Annotated in this window: 13 protein-coding genes; 6 read left to right on the top strand and 7 right to left on the bottom strand. The window is 64.5% G+C overall.

Translation table 11 applies throughout. The features are described 5' to 3' along the window. Positions 1 to 65: 65 nt before the first annotated feature. Positions 66 to 1,355, top strand: a complete 1,290-nt coding sequence (locus ML401_RS13095; protein WP_211418204.1) for a M20/M25/M40 family metallo-hydrolase — start codon at positions 66 to 68, stop codon at positions 1,353 to 1,355. 119 nt (positions 1,356 to 1,474) lie between these two features. Here the strand turns inward: ML401_RS13095 and ML401_RS13090 are convergent, their stop codons facing one another. Together ML401_RS13090 and ML401_RS13085 are read right to left on the bottom strand one after the other, a co-directional pair. Beyond that, entirely contained in the window at positions 1,475 to 2,899 is a 1,425-nt protein-coding gene (locus tag ML401_RS13090) for a sensor histidine kinase (RefSeq protein WP_259205641.1), read from the bottom strand. A gap of 1 nt (position 2,900) precedes the next feature. Further along, positions 2,901 to 3,575: a response regulator transcription factor gene (locus ML401_RS13085; RefSeq protein ID WP_038946264.1), complete on the bottom strand. Its 675-nt coding sequence runs from the start codon at positions 3,573 to 3,575 to the stop codon at positions 2,901 to 2,903. Positions 3,576 to 3,578: 3 nt separating this feature from the next. On the opposite strand from ML401_RS13085, the gene ML401_RS13080 reads away from it, so the two are divergent. Further along, positions 3,579 to 4,313, top strand: a complete 735-nt coding sequence (locus ML401_RS13080) for an AAA family ATPase (RefSeq protein ID WP_285812176.1) — start codon at positions 3,579 to 3,581, stop codon at positions 4,311 to 4,313. A 226-nt stretch (positions 4,314 to 4,539) separates the two neighbouring features. Further along, the gene (locus ML401_RS13075) at positions 4,540 to 6,069 is read left to right on the top strand and encodes an FAD-dependent monooxygenase (protein ID WP_376717358.1); all 1,530 of its coding nucleotides are present in this window, start codon (positions 4,540 to 4,542) and stop codon (positions 6,067 to 6,069) included. Between the two features lie 33 nt (positions 6,070 to 6,102). Here the strand turns inward: ML401_RS13075 and ML401_RS13070 are convergent, their stop codons facing one another. The 5 genes from ML401_RS13070 to ML401_RS13050 all read right to left on the bottom strand — a co-directional run bounded on the left by ML401_RS13070 (position 6,103) and on the right by ML401_RS13050 (position 10,986). After that, positions 6,103 to 6,453: a hypothetical protein gene (locus ML401_RS13070; RefSeq protein WP_285812175.1), complete on the bottom strand. Its 351-nt coding sequence runs from the start codon at positions 6,451 to 6,453 to the stop codon at positions 6,103 to 6,105. Positions 6,454 to 6,714: 261 nt separating this feature from the next. Beyond that, positions 6,715 to 7,803, bottom strand: coding sequence for a TRAP transporter substrate-binding protein (locus ML401_RS13065; RefSeq protein WP_211418207.1), 1,089 nt, complete (start codon positions 7,801 to 7,803; stop codon positions 6,715 to 6,717). Positions 7,804 to 7,969: 166 nt separating this feature from the next. After that, positions 7,970 to 9,058: a TRAP transporter substrate-binding protein gene (locus ML401_RS13060; RefSeq protein WP_211418208.1), complete on the bottom strand. Its 1,089-nt coding sequence runs from the start codon at positions 9,056 to 9,058 to the stop codon at positions 7,970 to 7,972. A 218-nt stretch (positions 9,059 to 9,276) separates the two neighbouring features. Continuing rightward, complete coding sequence (locus tag ML401_RS13055; RefSeq protein ID WP_211418209.1) at positions 9,277 to 10,419, bottom strand: Mrp/NBP35 family ATP-binding protein; 1,143 nt, start codon at positions 10,417 to 10,419, stop codon at positions 9,277 to 9,279. 129 nt (positions 10,420 to 10,548) lie between these two features. Continuing rightward, entirely contained in the window at positions 10,549 to 10,986 is a 438-nt protein-coding gene (locus ML401_RS13050; RefSeq protein WP_285812670.1) for a VOC family protein, read from the bottom strand. Between the two features lie 208 nt (positions 10,987 to 11,194). On the opposite strand from ML401_RS13050, the gene ML401_RS13045 reads away from it, so the two are divergent. From ML401_RS13045 to ML401_RS13035, 3 genes are all read left to right on the top strand, one after another. Continuing rightward, positions 11,195 to 12,067 carry an NAD(P)-dependent oxidoreductase gene (locus ML401_RS13045; RefSeq protein ID WP_194407425.1) on the top strand — a complete coding sequence of 291 codons (873 nt, stop codon included), beginning with the start codon at positions 11,195 to 11,197 and terminating at the stop codon, positions 12,065 to 12,067. A 114-nt stretch (positions 12,068 to 12,181) separates the two neighbouring features. Then, the gene (gene nhaD / locus ML401_RS13040; protein WP_211418210.1) at positions 12,182 to 13,462 is read left to right on the top strand and encodes a sodium:proton antiporter NhaD; all 1,281 of its coding nucleotides are present in this window, start codon (positions 12,182 to 12,184) and stop codon (positions 13,460 to 13,462) included. A gap of 138 nt (positions 13,463 to 13,600) precedes the next feature. Continuing rightward, complete coding sequence (locus ML401_RS13035) at positions 13,601 to 15,196, top strand: HAMP domain-containing sensor histidine kinase (RefSeq protein ID WP_211418211.1); 1,596 nt, start codon at positions 13,601 to 13,603, stop codon at positions 15,194 to 15,196. Positions 15,197 to 15,229 lie beyond the last annotated feature (33 nt).

Below are 15,229 nucleotides of genomic sequence, written 5' to 3'. Positions count from 1 at the left end.
CGCGCGTGACAAGCACGGGAAACGCGGGCATACCGGGCCATCCTCAGCCCTAGGGATGGCCGCTCATGCCCCGCTCGCACCCTGCTCCCTCCGCCCTCGGCCTGTTGCTCACCTCACTCTGGCTGACATGTGCCGCAGCGACGGTGCACGCCGAGCCGGCCGCCGACCTCCACGTGCTGGCGCAAAAGGAGCAGCAGCCGCTGCTCGACACGCTGCGCGATCTCGTCAACATCGAATCCGGCAGCAAGGACATCGAGGGTCTGAACCAGATCGCCGAGCGCGTTGCCGGTCAGCTCAAGCAGCTCGGCGGCACGGTGGAAATCCTGCAACCCACCGACATCCATCGCCTTGACGACAGCCCTGAGAAGATCGGGCCGGCCGTGCACGCCGTGTTCAAGGGCACGGGAACCAGGAAGATCATGCTGATCGCCCATATGGACACCGTGTACCTGAAGGGCATGCTGAAGGACCAGCCATTCCGCATCGACGGCGACAAGGCCTACGGCCTCGGCATCGCCGACGACAAGCAGGGCGTTGCACTCATTCTCCATACCGTGGCGTTGCTGCAGAAGTTGAATTTCAGGGATTACGGCACGCTCACGGTTCTCACGAACGGCGACGAGGAGATCTCCTCGCCCGGCTGGCGCAGCACCATCACCAAATTCGCTGCGGATCAGGACGCGGTGTTCTCGTTCGAGGGCGGCGGCACCGACGGCACGCTGCGCCTCGCCACCAGCGGCATCGGCTCGGCCTATCTCACCGTGCAGGGCAAGTCGTCACATGCGGGCGCACGGCCCGAGGGCGGCGTCAATGCGCTGTACGAGCTCTCGCACCAGCTGCTGCAGATGAAGGACCTGTCCAAGCCCGAGCAGGGTCTGAAGCTGAACTGGACGGTCGCCCAATCCGGCACCAACCGCAACGTGATCCCCGCGAACGCCACGGCGCAGGCCGATGCGCGTGCGCTCAAAGTGTCGGATTTCGACGCGTTGCAGAAGGAGCTGCAGGACAAGATCAAGAATCGCCTGCTGCCCGATTCCAAGGTCGACCTGAAGTTCGAGGTGCGTCGCCCGCCGCTCGAGGCCAACGAGGCCTCGCGCCGCGTGGCGGCCCACGGCAAGACGATCTATGGCGAGATCGGACTATCCCTCAAGGTCGATGAGAAGGCGACCGGCGGCGGCACCGACGCCGCGTTCGCCGCGTTGAAGACCAGCGGAGCCGTGGTCGAAGGCATGGGCCTGTCAGGCTTCGGTGCACACTCCAACGATGCCGAATATGTGCAGCTCGGCAGCATCGTGCCGCGGCTGTATCTGGCGACGCGGATGATCATGGATTTGTCGAGCGGCAAGCTGAAATAGCTGCGGCGCTTCTTCCTTCTCCCCTTGTCGGAGAAGTTGGCGCGAGCGCAGTCCGCGCCGCATGAGGAGTTGCTTCAGCAAACTCCATGGGAGAGAGCTCATACGCTGAGAGAGCCCCCTCACCCGTCTCGCCGCTGTCGCGGCGAGCCACCCTCTCCCACAAGGGGAGAGGGAAAAGAAGCTTCCTCCTCCGCCAGCCGAAACCGCAGCGTGAACTCGGCCCCGCCTCCCGGAAGATTCTCCACCGCGACCGTGGCCGCGTGATCGTCCGCCACCGCGCGCACGATCGAGAGTCCGAGGCCTGCACCGTCACTGCGCCGGCGGTCGGCGCGCCAGAAGCGCTGGAAGATCAGCTCGCGCTCGGCCTCCGCGATCCCCGGGCCGGAATCGCGCACGCGCACCGAACCGTCCTCGGCCACCTCGACGTCGACGGTGGTGTCCTTTGCCGTGAACTTGATGGCGTTTTCGGCGAGGTTGAAGATCGCACGCTGCAGCATCGCCGCGTTGCCGTGGATCAGCACCGGCGCGTCGGCGCCCTTCAGCGCGATGTCCTTGTGCTGCGCGATCGCGAACGGAGCGATCGAGGCAACCACCTCGGCGCTGACGGCGCGCAGATCCGCGGTCTCTGCGGGATCGAGCACCAGTGTGTCGAGCTCGGCGATCTCCAGGAGCTGGGCAACGAGGCGGCTCATGGTTTCGATGTCGGCATGCAGCGCCTGCCGCGCCGCGCGATCGTCGAGCGTCTCGATCCGCGTGCGCAGGATCGCGAGCGGCGTGCGCAATTGATGCGCGGCGTCCGCCGTGAACTGCCGTTGCACCCGAAAGCCGCCTTCGAGCCGGTCGAGCGCTTGGTTGACGGCGGTGACCAGCGGCAGGATCTCGCGCGGGATCTGCTCCGTCGGCAGGCGAATGTCGGTGCGCGCCGGACCGATATTGCTGGCCTTCTCGGACGCCTTCCACAGCGGCGCGATCGCCCGGCGAAAGATGATGATGTCGGTGGCGAGCAGGATCAGGAGGATCGGGATGGTGATCCATCCCACGCGCCGGAAGAAGTTCGAGACGATGTCGTCGATGATGACGTCGCGGTGCGCGAGGTCCTCGGCGACCTGGATGCGCACCGTCTTGCCGTCGATATCGCGGGTGACCGTGGCGCCGGAAATGCTCTCCGACGAGCGCACTGCGGCGGCACGCCGGTGCGAGGAGAACAGCAAGCGACCCTCGGCATCGCGAATGTCGTACTGATAGCGGCCATACGCTTCCGAATAGAGGCCTTTGAGACTGTCGGGCAGATTGAACGTCAACGAGCCGCCCGGCTGGGCAACGATGCGCTCCGCCAGCACTTCGGCCTGGGCGCGCATGGCATCGCGATGCAGCTGGTCGATCTCCGAATTGAGCAGCCAGAACAGCACCAGCGGCAGGAAGACCGCGACCACCGCGACCGCCAGGATGTGCAGGAAGACGATGCGCCAGATCAGCGATTTGAACGTCGGCGACCTGCCATAGGAGCCGGCAAGGGAGCCGGAATGGGACCCGATCCGGGCCACGCTATTTCTCCACGTCCATGAGATAGCCGACGCCGCGGATGGTGTGGATCACGACCTTGGCGCCGTGTTCGGCGAGCTGCTTGCGCAGCCGCGAGACATAGACCTCGACCGCGTTGGAGGCGACCTCGCCGTCCAGCCCGAAAATATGGTCCTCGACGTTCTTCTTCGGCACCACCCGCCCTTGCCGGCGCAGCAGGATCTCGAGCACCGAGGTCTCGCGCGCAGAGATGATCCGCGGCTGGTCGTCGACGAAGATCTGGCGGCTCTCGGTGTCGTAGACGAGGTTGGCGAGACTGAGCGAGCGGCCGAGCAGTTGGCCGGGCCGGCGCAGGATCGCCTCCAGCCGCGCCACCAGCTCCTCCATCGCGAACGGCTTTGCGAGATAATCGTCGGCGCCGCTGCGCAGGCCGCTGACGCGGTCCTGCAGGCCGCCTCGTGCAGTCAGCACCAGCACGGGGAGCGGTTCCATCTTGAGGCGCAGCTCGCGCAGCACCGACAGACCGTCGCCATCGGGCAGCCCGAGGTCGAGGATCATCGCGGCATAGCTGACGCTGCTCACCGCCTCGCGTGCCTCGGCCGCGCTGCCCACGATGTCGCTCTGGTAGCCGGCCGCCGCCAGCCCGCCCGCGACGAGCCGCGACAACTCGGCATTGTCCTCGACGATCAGAAGACGCATCGCATGTCCGCAAGATACTCAAAGTCGCCGCACGGCCCGCGCGCGGCATCTTTGCTCTCTTCCACCATTCCGGCCGCCTGGGCCAGCGAAAAAGTGACCGGAAGGCAGCTCAGCCTGTCGTCAGGTTCGCGTCAGCAACCCTCGGCAGCGCCGGCTCCGGCCCCGTTGCGGGCCTCGGCCCGATGCCGCATCATCGACATCATGAGCCTCTCACCTGTACTCATTGTGTTCGGCGGCCTTCCCGGCACCGGCAAGACGACGATTGCTCGCGAGCTGACCGTTCGGCTCTCGGCCACATATCTTCGTATCGATTCGATCGAGCAGGCGTTGCGCGACGCTGGCTTTGCCGCCGGCGCAGAGGGGTATGCGATCGCCAATGCGTTGGCTGCCGAAAATCTCAAGCTCGGGCGCATCGTTATCGCCGACTGCGTCAATCCGGTACTGGCAAGCCGCGCTGCCTGGCGGCGATGTGCCGTGAAGACCTCGGCACGCCTGGTTGAGATCGAGACGGTCTGCAGCGAGCCGGCGCTGCACCGGCAACGCGTGGAAAGCCGCACCCCCGACATTGAAGGTTTTCGACTCCCACCCTGGAGTGATGTCGTGAACAGAGCTTATGAACCGTGGGATCGTGAACGCCTCGTGCTCGACACCGCCGATGGTTCGCTTGACGATCTGCTGGAGCGGGCGGAGACCTACATTCGTGACAGGATTAGCCGGCTCGCAGGGCCGTCGTCATAGTCGTTCCATTGACGAGGCTGCGACCAGACGGCTAAATTGGCCATGTCGGAAAAGGCAGACTTGGTCTGGTAAGCCCAAGTCCTTTCGGTAACGAAAGCTCTGGTCTTTGGCCTCGTGCCTGAGATCCCCGCGACGAACACGATCGCTGTTTGGGCGATCAAGGGTTCGTCCGTGAGGTCTCAGGTCTGGGAAACGCTCCGGTCGAACATCGACAACGGAGCAGTTTATGCAGATTCCCGACACTCCCCTGTATGACGTCATCATTGCGGGCGCCGGTCCCGTCGGCCTGTTCCTGGCTTGCGAGTTGCGGATGGCCGGCTGTTCGGTGCTGGTCCTGGAAAAGACAGAAGATCCGCACGCGCCGCTCAAGAGCCTGCCTTTCGGGTTGCGTGGTCTTTCGGTGCCGACGATCGAGAGCTTCGAGCGCCGTGGCCTGCTGGAGCATCTGACAGCTCGCACGGCGAGCCGGGAAACACCAGCGGGTGCGCACTGGATGCAGCAGCAGCGTCGCCCTGCCGGTCATTTCGCCGGCATCCAATTCTTCCACGATCAGATCGACGCAACGCAATGGCCATACCGCCTGCCCGGCCCGATCGGAGCCATCGCGGCCGACATGGCGAGCATCGAGGCCGTGCTTGCGATCCGCGCCGAGACGCTGGGTGCGGAGATCCGGCGCGGCTGCGCCGTCGAGGCTCTCAGGCAATCCACGGATGGTGTGACGGTGGTGTCGGCCGGCGGAGCCGTCCACGGCCGCTGGCTCGTTGGTTGCGACGGCGGGCGCAGCAACGTGCGAAAGGCGGCCGGCATCGGCTTCACCGGGACCGATCCGGAATTCACCGGCTATTCCGTGCAGGTCGAGCTGGCCGATCCGGCCGCGCTCGCACCGGGTCGCCATTACACACCTTTCGGGATGTACACCTATGCGGCGCCGGGGACGATCGCGATGGTCGATTTCGACGGCGGCGCCGCGCACCGCGGCGAACTTGAGCGCGACCATGTCGAGGCGGTGTTGCGCAAGGTTTCGGGCGTCGACCTGACAGTCACCGCCCTGCTGCTCGCCACCACCTGGACCGACCGCGCATATCAGGCAACGAACTATCGCGCCGGCCGCGTGTTGCTGGCCGGTGATGCCGCGCACATCCATTCGCCGCTGGGCGGCCAAGGCCTGAACCTCGGCCTCGGCGATGCCATGAACCTCGGATGGAAGCTCGCGGCAACCATTCGTGGCGATGCGCCCGCCGGGCTGCTGGACAGCTATTCAACCGAGCGACATCCGGTGGGAGCACAGATCCTCGACTGGTCGCGCGCCCAGGTCGGGCTGATGCGCCCGAGCAGAAGCTCGCGCGCGCTCGAAGCCATTATCCGTGATCTCATCGACACGCGCGACGGCGCGGCCTACTTCGCCGCGCGCGTATGGGGCCTATCCCTCCGCTATGACCTCGGCGAGGACCATCCGCTGGTGGGGCGCAGTGTGCCCGACTTCGAGCTCAGCGATGGGACAAGACTCCGCGAGCTGCTCAGAACAGGGAAAGGGCTGTTGCTGGATTTCGGCGCGCAGCCATCGCTTCAAGCGCTCGCGAGCCGCTGGCGCGGCCGGATCGCCTATGTTGCAAGCGAAGCAAAGGATCGACTGGGCCTGATCGCATTGCTCGTGCGCCCCGACGGCGTCGTGGCCTGGGCCAGCGAACAGGCTGCCGACAACGAGGACGTATCTCGGGCCGCGGCGCGATGGTTCGGTGAGCCCAATGCGAGCTGAAGCCGTTCGCGTCGTCGCCGGCGGCGTTTCGATCTAGCGTGACTTCGGACAATGCAGCCGAAAAGCGCTCTTGAGGTCGGCTAATTGAGGCCCCGTCGCGCCCCGCTCAGCGTCGGCCCGACTCGCGGGCAAGTCCAGATAATCGATCGACGCGTCGAACTGGCTTGCCGTGAAGTCGTACCTTTTGCCTTCGATCCTGTTGTAGAAATGATCGCCGGCCGGCAGCGGCGTCTTCAAAAGCTCGCCGCCGAACATGTCGTGAATGAGCAGCGAGGTGACATTGCACTGTCCGGCCGCCGGATTGCTCGCAGTCCATTGGCTCGCTGCCGATGGTGACCATGCCTTTCGCAGCGCTCTGTGAACGTCGTCGGGATCGAAGCTCATCGTCGTCTCCGGCTTGGCGTCGACGAATCAAATTTCGGATTATTCGATATTTGTCTTGTACGATTGTTTTGCCCGACAAATCAAGTGCAGCACTGCTCCGACTCCGCGAGTGCCGCTCGAACGGCCAATTATTTCCGATGACTTAGCAAGCCCTTGGCTACTGTGCATGGGGTTGTTTTTCGTCTTTTGAGTCTAGCCCTCCAGACACGACAACGCCCCGGAGCTTTCACGCCGGGGCGTTGCCTGCAACAGGTGGCGTGATCAGCTCTGCGAGCGCCGCGCCATGAAGATGTCGTAGCCGACCTCGGCGACCTGGAACCAGGCGTAGCCGTCGCTCGTGAACTTGGCGAGCGAGTCGTGCACCTTCTTGAAGTTGGGGTTGGTCGCAGCGACCTCGGCGTGCAGCTCCTTGGCGGCCTTGTGGCAGGCATCCATGATGGACGGCGAGAACGGGTGCAGCTTGGTGCCGCCGGCCAGCAGCTTCTTCAGTGCCAGCGGGTTGGCGGTGTCGTAGCGCGCCATCATGTAGTTGTTGGCGTAGTGGCCGGCCTGCTCCAGCACGCTCTGGTAATATTTCGGCAGCGCGTTCCACTTGTCGAGGTTGACGAAGGCCAGCAGCATCGGCCCGCCCTCCCACCAGCCGGGATAGTAGTAGTGCGGCGCGATCTTGTAGAAGCCGAGCTTCTCGTCGTCATAGGGGCCGACCCATTCGGCGGCGTCGATGGTGCCCTTCTCCAGCGCCGGATAGATGTCGCCGCCGGCGAGCTGCTGCGGCACCACGCCGAGCTTCTGGAGCACACGGCCGGCAAAGCCGCCGACGCGGAATTTCATGCCCTTGAGATCGTCGGGCGTATTGACCTCTTTCCTAAACCAGCCGCCCATCTGGCAGCCGGTGTTGCCCGCGAGCAGCGAGACGACGTTGTAGCTCTTGTAGAACTCGTTGAGTATGTCGCGGCCGCCGCCCAGCATGTACCAGGCCTGGTTGATGCGCATGTTGGGGCCGAACGGCACGGCCGAACCGAAGGTGAAGGTCGGATCCTTGCCGAAATAATAGTAGGACGCGGTGTGGCCGATTTCGCAGGTGCCGTTCTGCACGGCGTCGAGCACCTGGAGGCCCGGCACGATCTCGCCAGCCGCGAAGATCTGGATCTGGAATTTGTTGTCGGTCGCCTCCGCGACCATCTTGCACATCATCTCGGCGCCGCCAAACAGCGTGTCGAGCGACTTCGGCCAGCTCGTCGGCATACGCCATTTGATTTCCGGCATCGACTGCGCGATCGCGGGAGCCGCGAGCGTGGCGGCGCCGGCCGCGCCAAGACCTGTGACCTTGATGAAGTCTCTTCTCTTCATGATTTCCTGCCCTGATGTATCAGTGATTGTGGGCCTTCTTGCCGAGGCTTGGAACCAGCATGACGCAAGCCGGGACCGAATGCCATCCCGATCGCACTGCGGCAAAGAAAAAGCCCGGCCTCCACGGAGGCCGGGCTTTTAGTCTTGCGACTTTAGATCTAGGCGATCAGCCGCGCGTGCGCGAGCGGATCATGAAGCTGTCGTAGGTATATTCGGCAACCTGCCACCACAGATATTCGTCGGAGCGGTAGGCCTGCATGGCGTCGATCGCCTTCTTGAAGTCGGCGTTCTTGGCCGAGACCTCGCCCCACAGCTCGTTGGTCGCCTTGAGGCAGGCTTCCAGCACCTCGTTGGTGAAGGGACGAAGCTGAGTGCCGCCGGCAACCAGGCGCTTCAGAGCCGTCGGGTTCTGCATGTCGTAGCGCGCCGCCATCCAGGTGTTGGCATTGGCCGTCGCGTTGGTGAGGATCGCCTGGTAGTTCTTGGGCAGCGCATTGAACTTTTCCAGGTTGGCGAAGGCGTGGACGGTGGGACCGCCTTCCCAGAAGCCCGGATAATAGTAGTACTTCGCGACCTTGGCGAAGCCGAGCTTCTCGTCGTCGTAAGGCCCGACCCACTCGGCCGCGTCGATGGTACCCTTCTCCAGCGCCGGATAGATGTCGCCGCCGGCGAGCTGCTGCGGCACCACGCCGACCTTCTGGAGCACCTGGCCGGCGATGCCGCCGATGCGCATCTTGAGGCCGGAGAGGTCGGCAACGGTCTTGATCTCCTTGCGGAACCAGCCGCCCATCTGGGTGCCGGTGTTGCCGCACGGGAATCCGACCACATTCGACTTCTTGAAGAACTCGTTGGCGAGCTCGTTGCCACCGCCCTGATAGAGCCACGAATTCTGTTGGCGCGCGTTCAGGCCGAACGGCACCGAAGCGAAGATTGCGAAGGTCGGATCCTTGCCGACATAATAGTAGGACACCGTGTGGCACATCTCGACCGTGCCGCTGGAGGTCGCGTCGAGCGCCTGCAGGCCGGGAACGAGTTCACCGGCGGCGAACACCTGGATCTGGAATTTGTTGTCGGTCATCTCGGCGACGTACTTCGCCACCTGCTCGGCACCGCCATAGATGGTATCGAGCGATTTCGGGAAGCTCGAAGTCAAGCGCCACTTCACCTCGGGCGAGGACTGCGCGATCGCCGGCGAGGCCACCGCGGTCGCTGCCGCGCCTGCCGCCGACACTTTCAGAAAATCACGACGCTTCATCTTCAGGTCTCTCCTTGCTGGGGCGTTTCCCCTTAACTTCTCTTTTGCCACCGCTCATTCCGGCGACGCGCCAGGGACGCGTCGAACCGAAGGGGCTTGACTGCGGTGGGCCTTTAACACGGACGGCCCGGTTTCGGAACGCGACAATGGCATGACGGGGCTCTACGAAAGTCGCATGTCCCCAGAAGTCATGAGGGCGCGCGCCACGGGCGGCCAATTCAGGCCGCTGCGATGACACCCTTGAGCTGGTCCCGGACCTGCCCCGCAATGGCGCGGTAGATCGCCGCATGGGGACCGTCCGGCTCGCTGTCGACGACGGGATTGCCGGCGTCCGACGTGGCGCGAATCGCCATGTGCAGCGGGATCTCGCCGAGGAACGGGACCTTGAGCTTCTCGGCCTCGTGCCGCGCCCCGCCATGGCCGAAAATGTCGGACTTGGTGCCGCAATGCGGGCACTGGAAATAGCTCATGTTCTCGACGATGCCGAGCACGGGCACGTTGACCTTCTTGAACATGGCAAGCCCCCGCCGCGCATCGATCAGGGACAGGTCCTGCGGGGTCGAGACGATCACCGCGCCCTTGAGCGGCACGTTCTGCGCCAAGGTGAGCTGGGCATCGCCGGTGCCCGGCGGCATGTCGACGACCAGCACGTCGAGCTTGCCCCATTCGACGTCGCGCAGCATCTGCGTCACCGCCGACATCACCATGGGACCGCGCCAGATCATCGCGGTCTCTTCCTCGACCAGGAAACCGATCGACATGATGGCGAGGCCGAAACGCCGGAGCGGAATCATCTTGCGCTCGTCGTTCAGCTCCGGCTTGTCGTGCAGGCCCGTCAGCCGCGGCACCGAGGGACCGTAAATGTCGGCATCGAGCAGCCCGACCTTGAGGCCGAGGTCGCGCAGGCCGAGCGCCAGGTTCAGCGCGGTGGTCGACTTGCCGACGCCGCCCTTGCCGGAGGCGACTGCGATCACGGCGGCGACGCCGGGGATCTCCGACTGCCGCGCCATGGGCGATTGGGCGCCGCCCTGCGGCGGCGGCTTGTGGGCATGCACCGGCTGCACGCCCGGCGCGCCGCGGCTGGGTTGCGGAGGCGGCGGTGGTGCGGAGCCCGGCTTGCGCTCGGCGGTCAGCGCCACCATCACGGTGGTGACGCCGGGGATGGCGCGTACGGCGGCCTCGGCCTCGGCCCGGATGGATTCCCAGGCCCTGGCTTCGGCGGCGTCGACATTGATCGAGAAGAACACCTTGCCGTCGGACGCGCTGATCGCGCTCAGCACATTGGCATTGGTGAGCGCGACCCCGCGGGGCGACTTGATCCTGGCGAGGCTGTCGAGAACCTGTTGCTGCGTCACGCTCAAAGTACATCTCCTGGACGGAGCCTGATCCGGACCCGGAGGGCCGCAGCAGCGCAAAGCGTGGAGCGGCTTTCCGGCAAGGTCATGCTCGAGACTCTGGGATGCCCCATTAGAGCGGAAACGCCCAAAAGGCTACTGCCTGCCGATATCGTCAGCCATCTCGGCGGGCGCCGCTCCCTGCTCCCTGGCGGCCTCGTAATTCAGCTCGATCATGACCCCGTTGGGGTCGTTGACGAATATCTGCCAGAGTTCGCCGCCGGGCACCTGGCGGGAGTCGAATTTCATGCCCTTGGTGGTCAGGCGCTGCTTCATGCCGTCGAAGCCGCGGCTGGCGAAGGCGACGTGATGGACGACGCCGGAATCCGGCTTTTGCGGCTCCGCCGTCGCCGAGATATCGACGAGGTGCACCACCGGCTTGCCCTCGCTGTACATCCAGGCGCCTGGGAAGGCGAAATTCGGCCGGGGGCCTTTTTCCAGTCCCAGCACGTCCTTGTAGAAACCGACGGTCTCGGCCAGATTCCGGGTCCGGATGTTGAAATGATCGAGGACGCCAACGCTCACGCCGCCCAAGCCCGATGCCATGTTTCGCTCCCTTTTTCGAAGTCCTTAGGTCCGCCATCCTAGCACAGGAGGCCGCCAAACGAAGCCGTTGCCCTCCGCCCTTAACGGTTTATGGTGCGCCTCCGATCCGCCCTCGCGGCGGAACTTCGAGGGTGCCGCCCGGCGCCCTCGCCCGGCTACAACCGTAAAACTCAAAACTACGGACAAGGTACCACACATGGCTAAAGTCGCTTTCCTCGGTCTCGGCGTGATGGGCTTCCCCATGGCCGGACACCTCGTGAAAAAAGGGGGCCATGAGGTCACCGTCTACAACCGCACCGCGGCCAAGGCGAAGGAATGGGCGGACAAGTTCGGCGGCAAGACCGCGGCGACCCCGAAGGCGGCCGCCGAAGGTCAGGATTTCGTGATGTGCTGCGTCGGCAACGACAACGACCTGCGCGCAGTCACGATCGGCGCCGACGGCGCCTTCGCCGGCATGAAGAAGGGTGCGACCTTCGTCGATCATACCACCGCCTCGGCCGAGGTCGCGCGTGAGCTGGACGCAGCCGCCACCAAGGCAGGCTTCAAATTCGTCGATGCCCCGGTCTCCGGCGGCCAGGCCGGCGCTGAGAACGGCGTGCTGACGGTGATGTGCGGCGGTGCGCCCGATGCCTATGCCGGCGCCGAGCCGATCATCACGGCCTCCTATGCGCGGATGTGCAAGCTGCTCGGGCCCGCCGGAAGCGGCCAGCTGACCAAGATGGTCAACCAGATCTGCATTGCCGGTCTGGTGCAGGGTCTCTCCGAGGGCATCCACTTCGCCAAGAAGAGCGGCCTCGACGTCGCCGCCGTGATCGAGACCATCTCGAAGGGGGCCGCGCAGTCCTGGCAGATGGAGAATCGCTACAAGACCATGAACGAGGACAAGTACGATTTCGGCTTCGCGGTCGAATGGATGCGCAAGGACCTCTCGATCTCGCTGGCTGAAGCCCGTCGCAACGGCGCCAACCTGCCTGTCACCGCGCTGGTCGATCAGTTCTATTCCGAGGTCGAGAAGATGGGCGGCAAGCGCTGGGACACCTCCAGCCTGCTCGCGCGCCTGCAGCGCTGAGGAACGCCTCGGCGGTCGCGGCCGGGCAGCCGCGACCGTCACGGGTCTCGAGGCGGCACCTGCGCCGCGACGCGGCCCGCATTGAATTGAAGAACGAATACCGGGGGGACTGACTTGCTGAGCGTGATAGCCGTCGTTTTCATCGTTGCGTACGCTGCCATCGCGCTCGAACATCCGCTTGGCGTCAACAAGAGCGCGTCGGCTCTCTTGGGAGCGGGCCTGCTCTGGACCATCTACGCGGTGTCCGTCGGCGATGCCTCGCTCGTCAACCACCAGCTCGACGAATCCGTGGCCTCGACCGCGCAGATCGTCTTCTTCCTGATCGGCGCCATGACGATCGTCGAGGTGATCGACGCCCACAACGGCTTCGAAGTCATCACCTCCGTCATCCGCACTACGAAGCAGACCACGCTGATGTGGATCATCGGCTTCGTGACGTTCTTCCTGAGCGCGATCCTCGACAATCTGACGACCACCATCGTGATGATCTCGCTGATCCAGAAGCTGATCGGCCACAAGGGCGATCGCCTGCTGTTCGCCTCCATCATCGTGATCGCCGCCAACGCCGGCGGCGCCTGGACCGTGATCGGCGACGTCACGACGACGATGCTCTGGATCGGGGGCCAGATCACTCCCGTCAACATCATGAAGTCGGTGTTCCTGCCGTCACTGCTCAACCTTCTGATTCCGTTGTTCATCATCGGCTATTCGCTAAGGGGCAAGGAGATCGTCCCTCCGCTGCAGGGGCGGGAGCAGGCCCTCAGGGTCGAGGTGTTCGAGCGCAATCTGATGTTCTATCTCGGCCTCGGCACCCTGGTGGCCGTACCGGTTTTCAAGGCCGTAACGCACCTTGCGCCGTTCATGGGTATCCTTTTCGGGCTGGGCATCCTCTGGCTGGTCGGCGAGGTCGTGCATCGTCACAAGGACGAGGATGCGCGCCGTCCCCTCACCCTCGTCCATGCGCTGACGCGCATCGACATGAGCTCGATCGTGTTCTTCGTCGGCATCCTCATGGCCGTCGCCTGCCTGGAGCACGCCCGTGTCCTCGAATTGTTGGCGAAATGGCTCGACGCCACGGTCGGCCGTCTCGACATCATCGTCATCCTGCTCGGTCTGTTGAGCGCGATCATCGACAACGTGCCGCTCGTCGCGGCGACGATGGGCATGTACAATCTGGTGCAATATCCGCCGGACAGCTTCCTCTGGGAGTTCATCGCCTATTGCGCTGGAACCGGCGGCTCGATCCTGATCATCGGTTCGGCCGCGGGCGTTGCCGCCATGGGGCTCGAGAAGATCGAGTTCTTCTGGTACGCCCGCCGCATCGCGGGCCCCGCGCTCGTGGGCTATCTGGCGGGTGCGATGGTCTACATCGTGCAGTACGCGGCGCTGCACTGAACGGCGCAGGCGGGATCCAAATTAACGCCGGGTTAACGTAATTCTTTAGCTCCTTAAGTCACCTCTTAAGGATTTCTTGCCAGAGATAGACAATGCAGAAGGCCCGCGTCCGGCGTGGGCAGGAATCGTTGTTGCTTGATGAGTAACCCCGCTGAAAAGCCAGAGGTAGTGCAGCTTCCGGCCGAGCCGGTGAGCGCTCCATCGGCGAGCAGCCGCCGGGCTGCGGCGCAGCGGGTGCGCGAGGCGCGCGATAAGTTAACGTCGACCAGTGGAACCCGACCGGCGTTCGACGCCGAGATGCTGCGCCAATATGCCCAGACGCGGCTGTCGGCTTCCTATGTCGTGATGCTGCTGGTGGTCGCGACGGGCGTGCTGTTCGGCCTGTGGATGCAGCCAATCCCCGCCGCCGCCTGGACCGCCGGCATGCTCTGCATCCACGCGGCGATGATCCGCAGTTGCCGGCGCTTCCTGACCGAGCCCTCTTCCCCTGCGGCGACGCGTGCATGGCGGACGCGCTTCGTCGTGCTCGATCTGCTCTATGGCCTGTGCTGGATGGCGATCCTGATCCATCCCGTGCTCGACATGGTCACGGAAACGCTGATGATGTTCCTGATGCTGCTGGTGATCGCAGTATCGAGCATGGTCGCCGCGAACTTGCCGATCGCGGCCCTTGCCGCCACCGCGCCGGTCGCGGTCGCCATGGCGCTGAGCTTCGCGATGACCGGCTCGCTGGACAATTACATCCTGGCCGCGCTCGCGCTCGCCGCCGAAGGCTATTTCGTGCTGCTGGCGCATCGCCTGCACTCCTCCACCTTTGCCGCGCTGGAAGCGCGCGCCGAGAAGGACGCCCTGATCGGCGAGCTCGAACAAGCCAAGGCGATCTCGGATGAAGCCCGCCACCGCGCCGAATCCGCCAACGTCGCCAAGTCGCGCTTCCTCGCCCAGATGAGCCACGAGCTGCGCACGCCGCTGAACGCGATCCTCGGCTTCTCCGAGGTGATGAAGAGCGAGATCTTCGGCGCGCATGCGGTGCCGGTCTACAAGGAATACTCGGCAGACATCCATAATTCGGGCGTGCACCTGCTCAACCTCATCAACGAGATCCTCGACCTGTCGCGGATCGAGGCCGGCCGCTACGAGCTGAATGAGGAAGCAGTGTCGCTGGTCGGCATCGTCGCCGACTGCCATCATTTGATGAAGCTGCGTGCCTCGAGCCGCGGCATCACCATCCACGAAGTGTTCGAGCAGGCCATGCCGCGGCTCTGGGCCGACGAGCGCGCGATCCGCCAGGTCGTGCTCAACCTGATTTCCAACTCGATCAAGTTCACCCCGCAGGGCGGCGAGATCTGGCTCAAGGCCGGCTGGACCGCCTCGGGCGGGCAATATCTCTCGGTGAAGGATACCGGCTCCGGAATCCCCGAGGACGAGATCCCGGTCGTGCTCGCCTCGTTCGGCCAGGGCTCCAACTCGATCAAATCGGCCGAACAGGGCGCGGGCCTCGGCTTGCCGATCGCCAAGAATCTGATCGACCTGCATGGCGGCACGTTCACGCTGAAATCGAAACTGCGCATCGGCACCGAGGTGATCGTCACCTTCCCGCCGGAGCGGGTGATGAGCGCGCTTGCGCCGCTATCGGATGATTCGCCGCCGCTCCAGCCGGAGAGTTCCGTACTGCCCGACGAGAAGCGTCGGCCGCGCCACAAGCCGATCATGAGCGCCGGCACCGGCTCTTAACCAGAAGCTTGCAGAGATGCCCGACCATCCCCC

Source organism: Bradyrhizobium sp. 62B, assembly GCF_030272265.2.
Lineage (GTDB): Bacteria > Pseudomonadota > Alphaproteobacteria > Rhizobiales > Xanthobacteraceae > Bradyrhizobium.
This window is presented reverse-complemented; position numbering and strand designations above follow the sequence as displayed.

Excerpts from the sequence above, each read along its gene's own strand:
- ML401_RS13095 (WP_211418204.1), top strand. The coding sequence starts at position 66 with ATGCCCCGCTCGCACCCTGCTCCCTCCGCCCTCGGCCTGTTGCTCACC.
- ML401_RS13085 (WP_038946264.1), bottom strand. The coding sequence starts at position 3,575 with ATGCGTCTTCTGATCGTCGAGGACAATGCCGAGTTGTCGCGGCTCGTC.
- ML401_RS13080 (WP_285812176.1), top strand. The coding sequence starts at position 3,579 with ATGTCCGCAAGATACTCAAAGTCGCCGCACGGCCCGCGCGCGGCATCT.
- ML401_RS13075 (WP_376717358.1), top strand. The coding sequence starts at position 4,540 with ATGCAGATTCCCGACACTCCCCTGTATGACGTCATCATTGCGGGCGCC.
- ML401_RS13070 (WP_285812175.1), bottom strand. The coding sequence starts at position 6,453 with ATGAGCTTCGATCCCGACGACGTTCACAGAGCGCTGCGAAAGGCATGG.
- ML401_RS13065 (WP_211418207.1), bottom strand. The coding sequence starts at position 7,803 with ATGAAGAGAAGAGACTTCATCAAGGTCACAGGTCTTGGCGCGGCCGGC.
- ML401_RS13060 (WP_211418208.1), bottom strand. The coding sequence starts at position 9,058 with ATGAAGCGTCGTGATTTTCTGAAAGTGTCGGCGGCAGGCGCGGCAGCG.
- ML401_RS13045 (WP_194407425.1), top strand. The coding sequence starts at position 11,195 with ATGGCTAAAGTCGCTTTCCTCGGTCTCGGCGTGATGGGCTTCCCCATG.
- ML401_RS13035 (WP_211418211.1), top strand. The coding sequence starts at position 13,601 with ATGAGTAACCCCGCTGAAAAGCCAGAGGTAGTGCAGCTTCCGGCCGAG.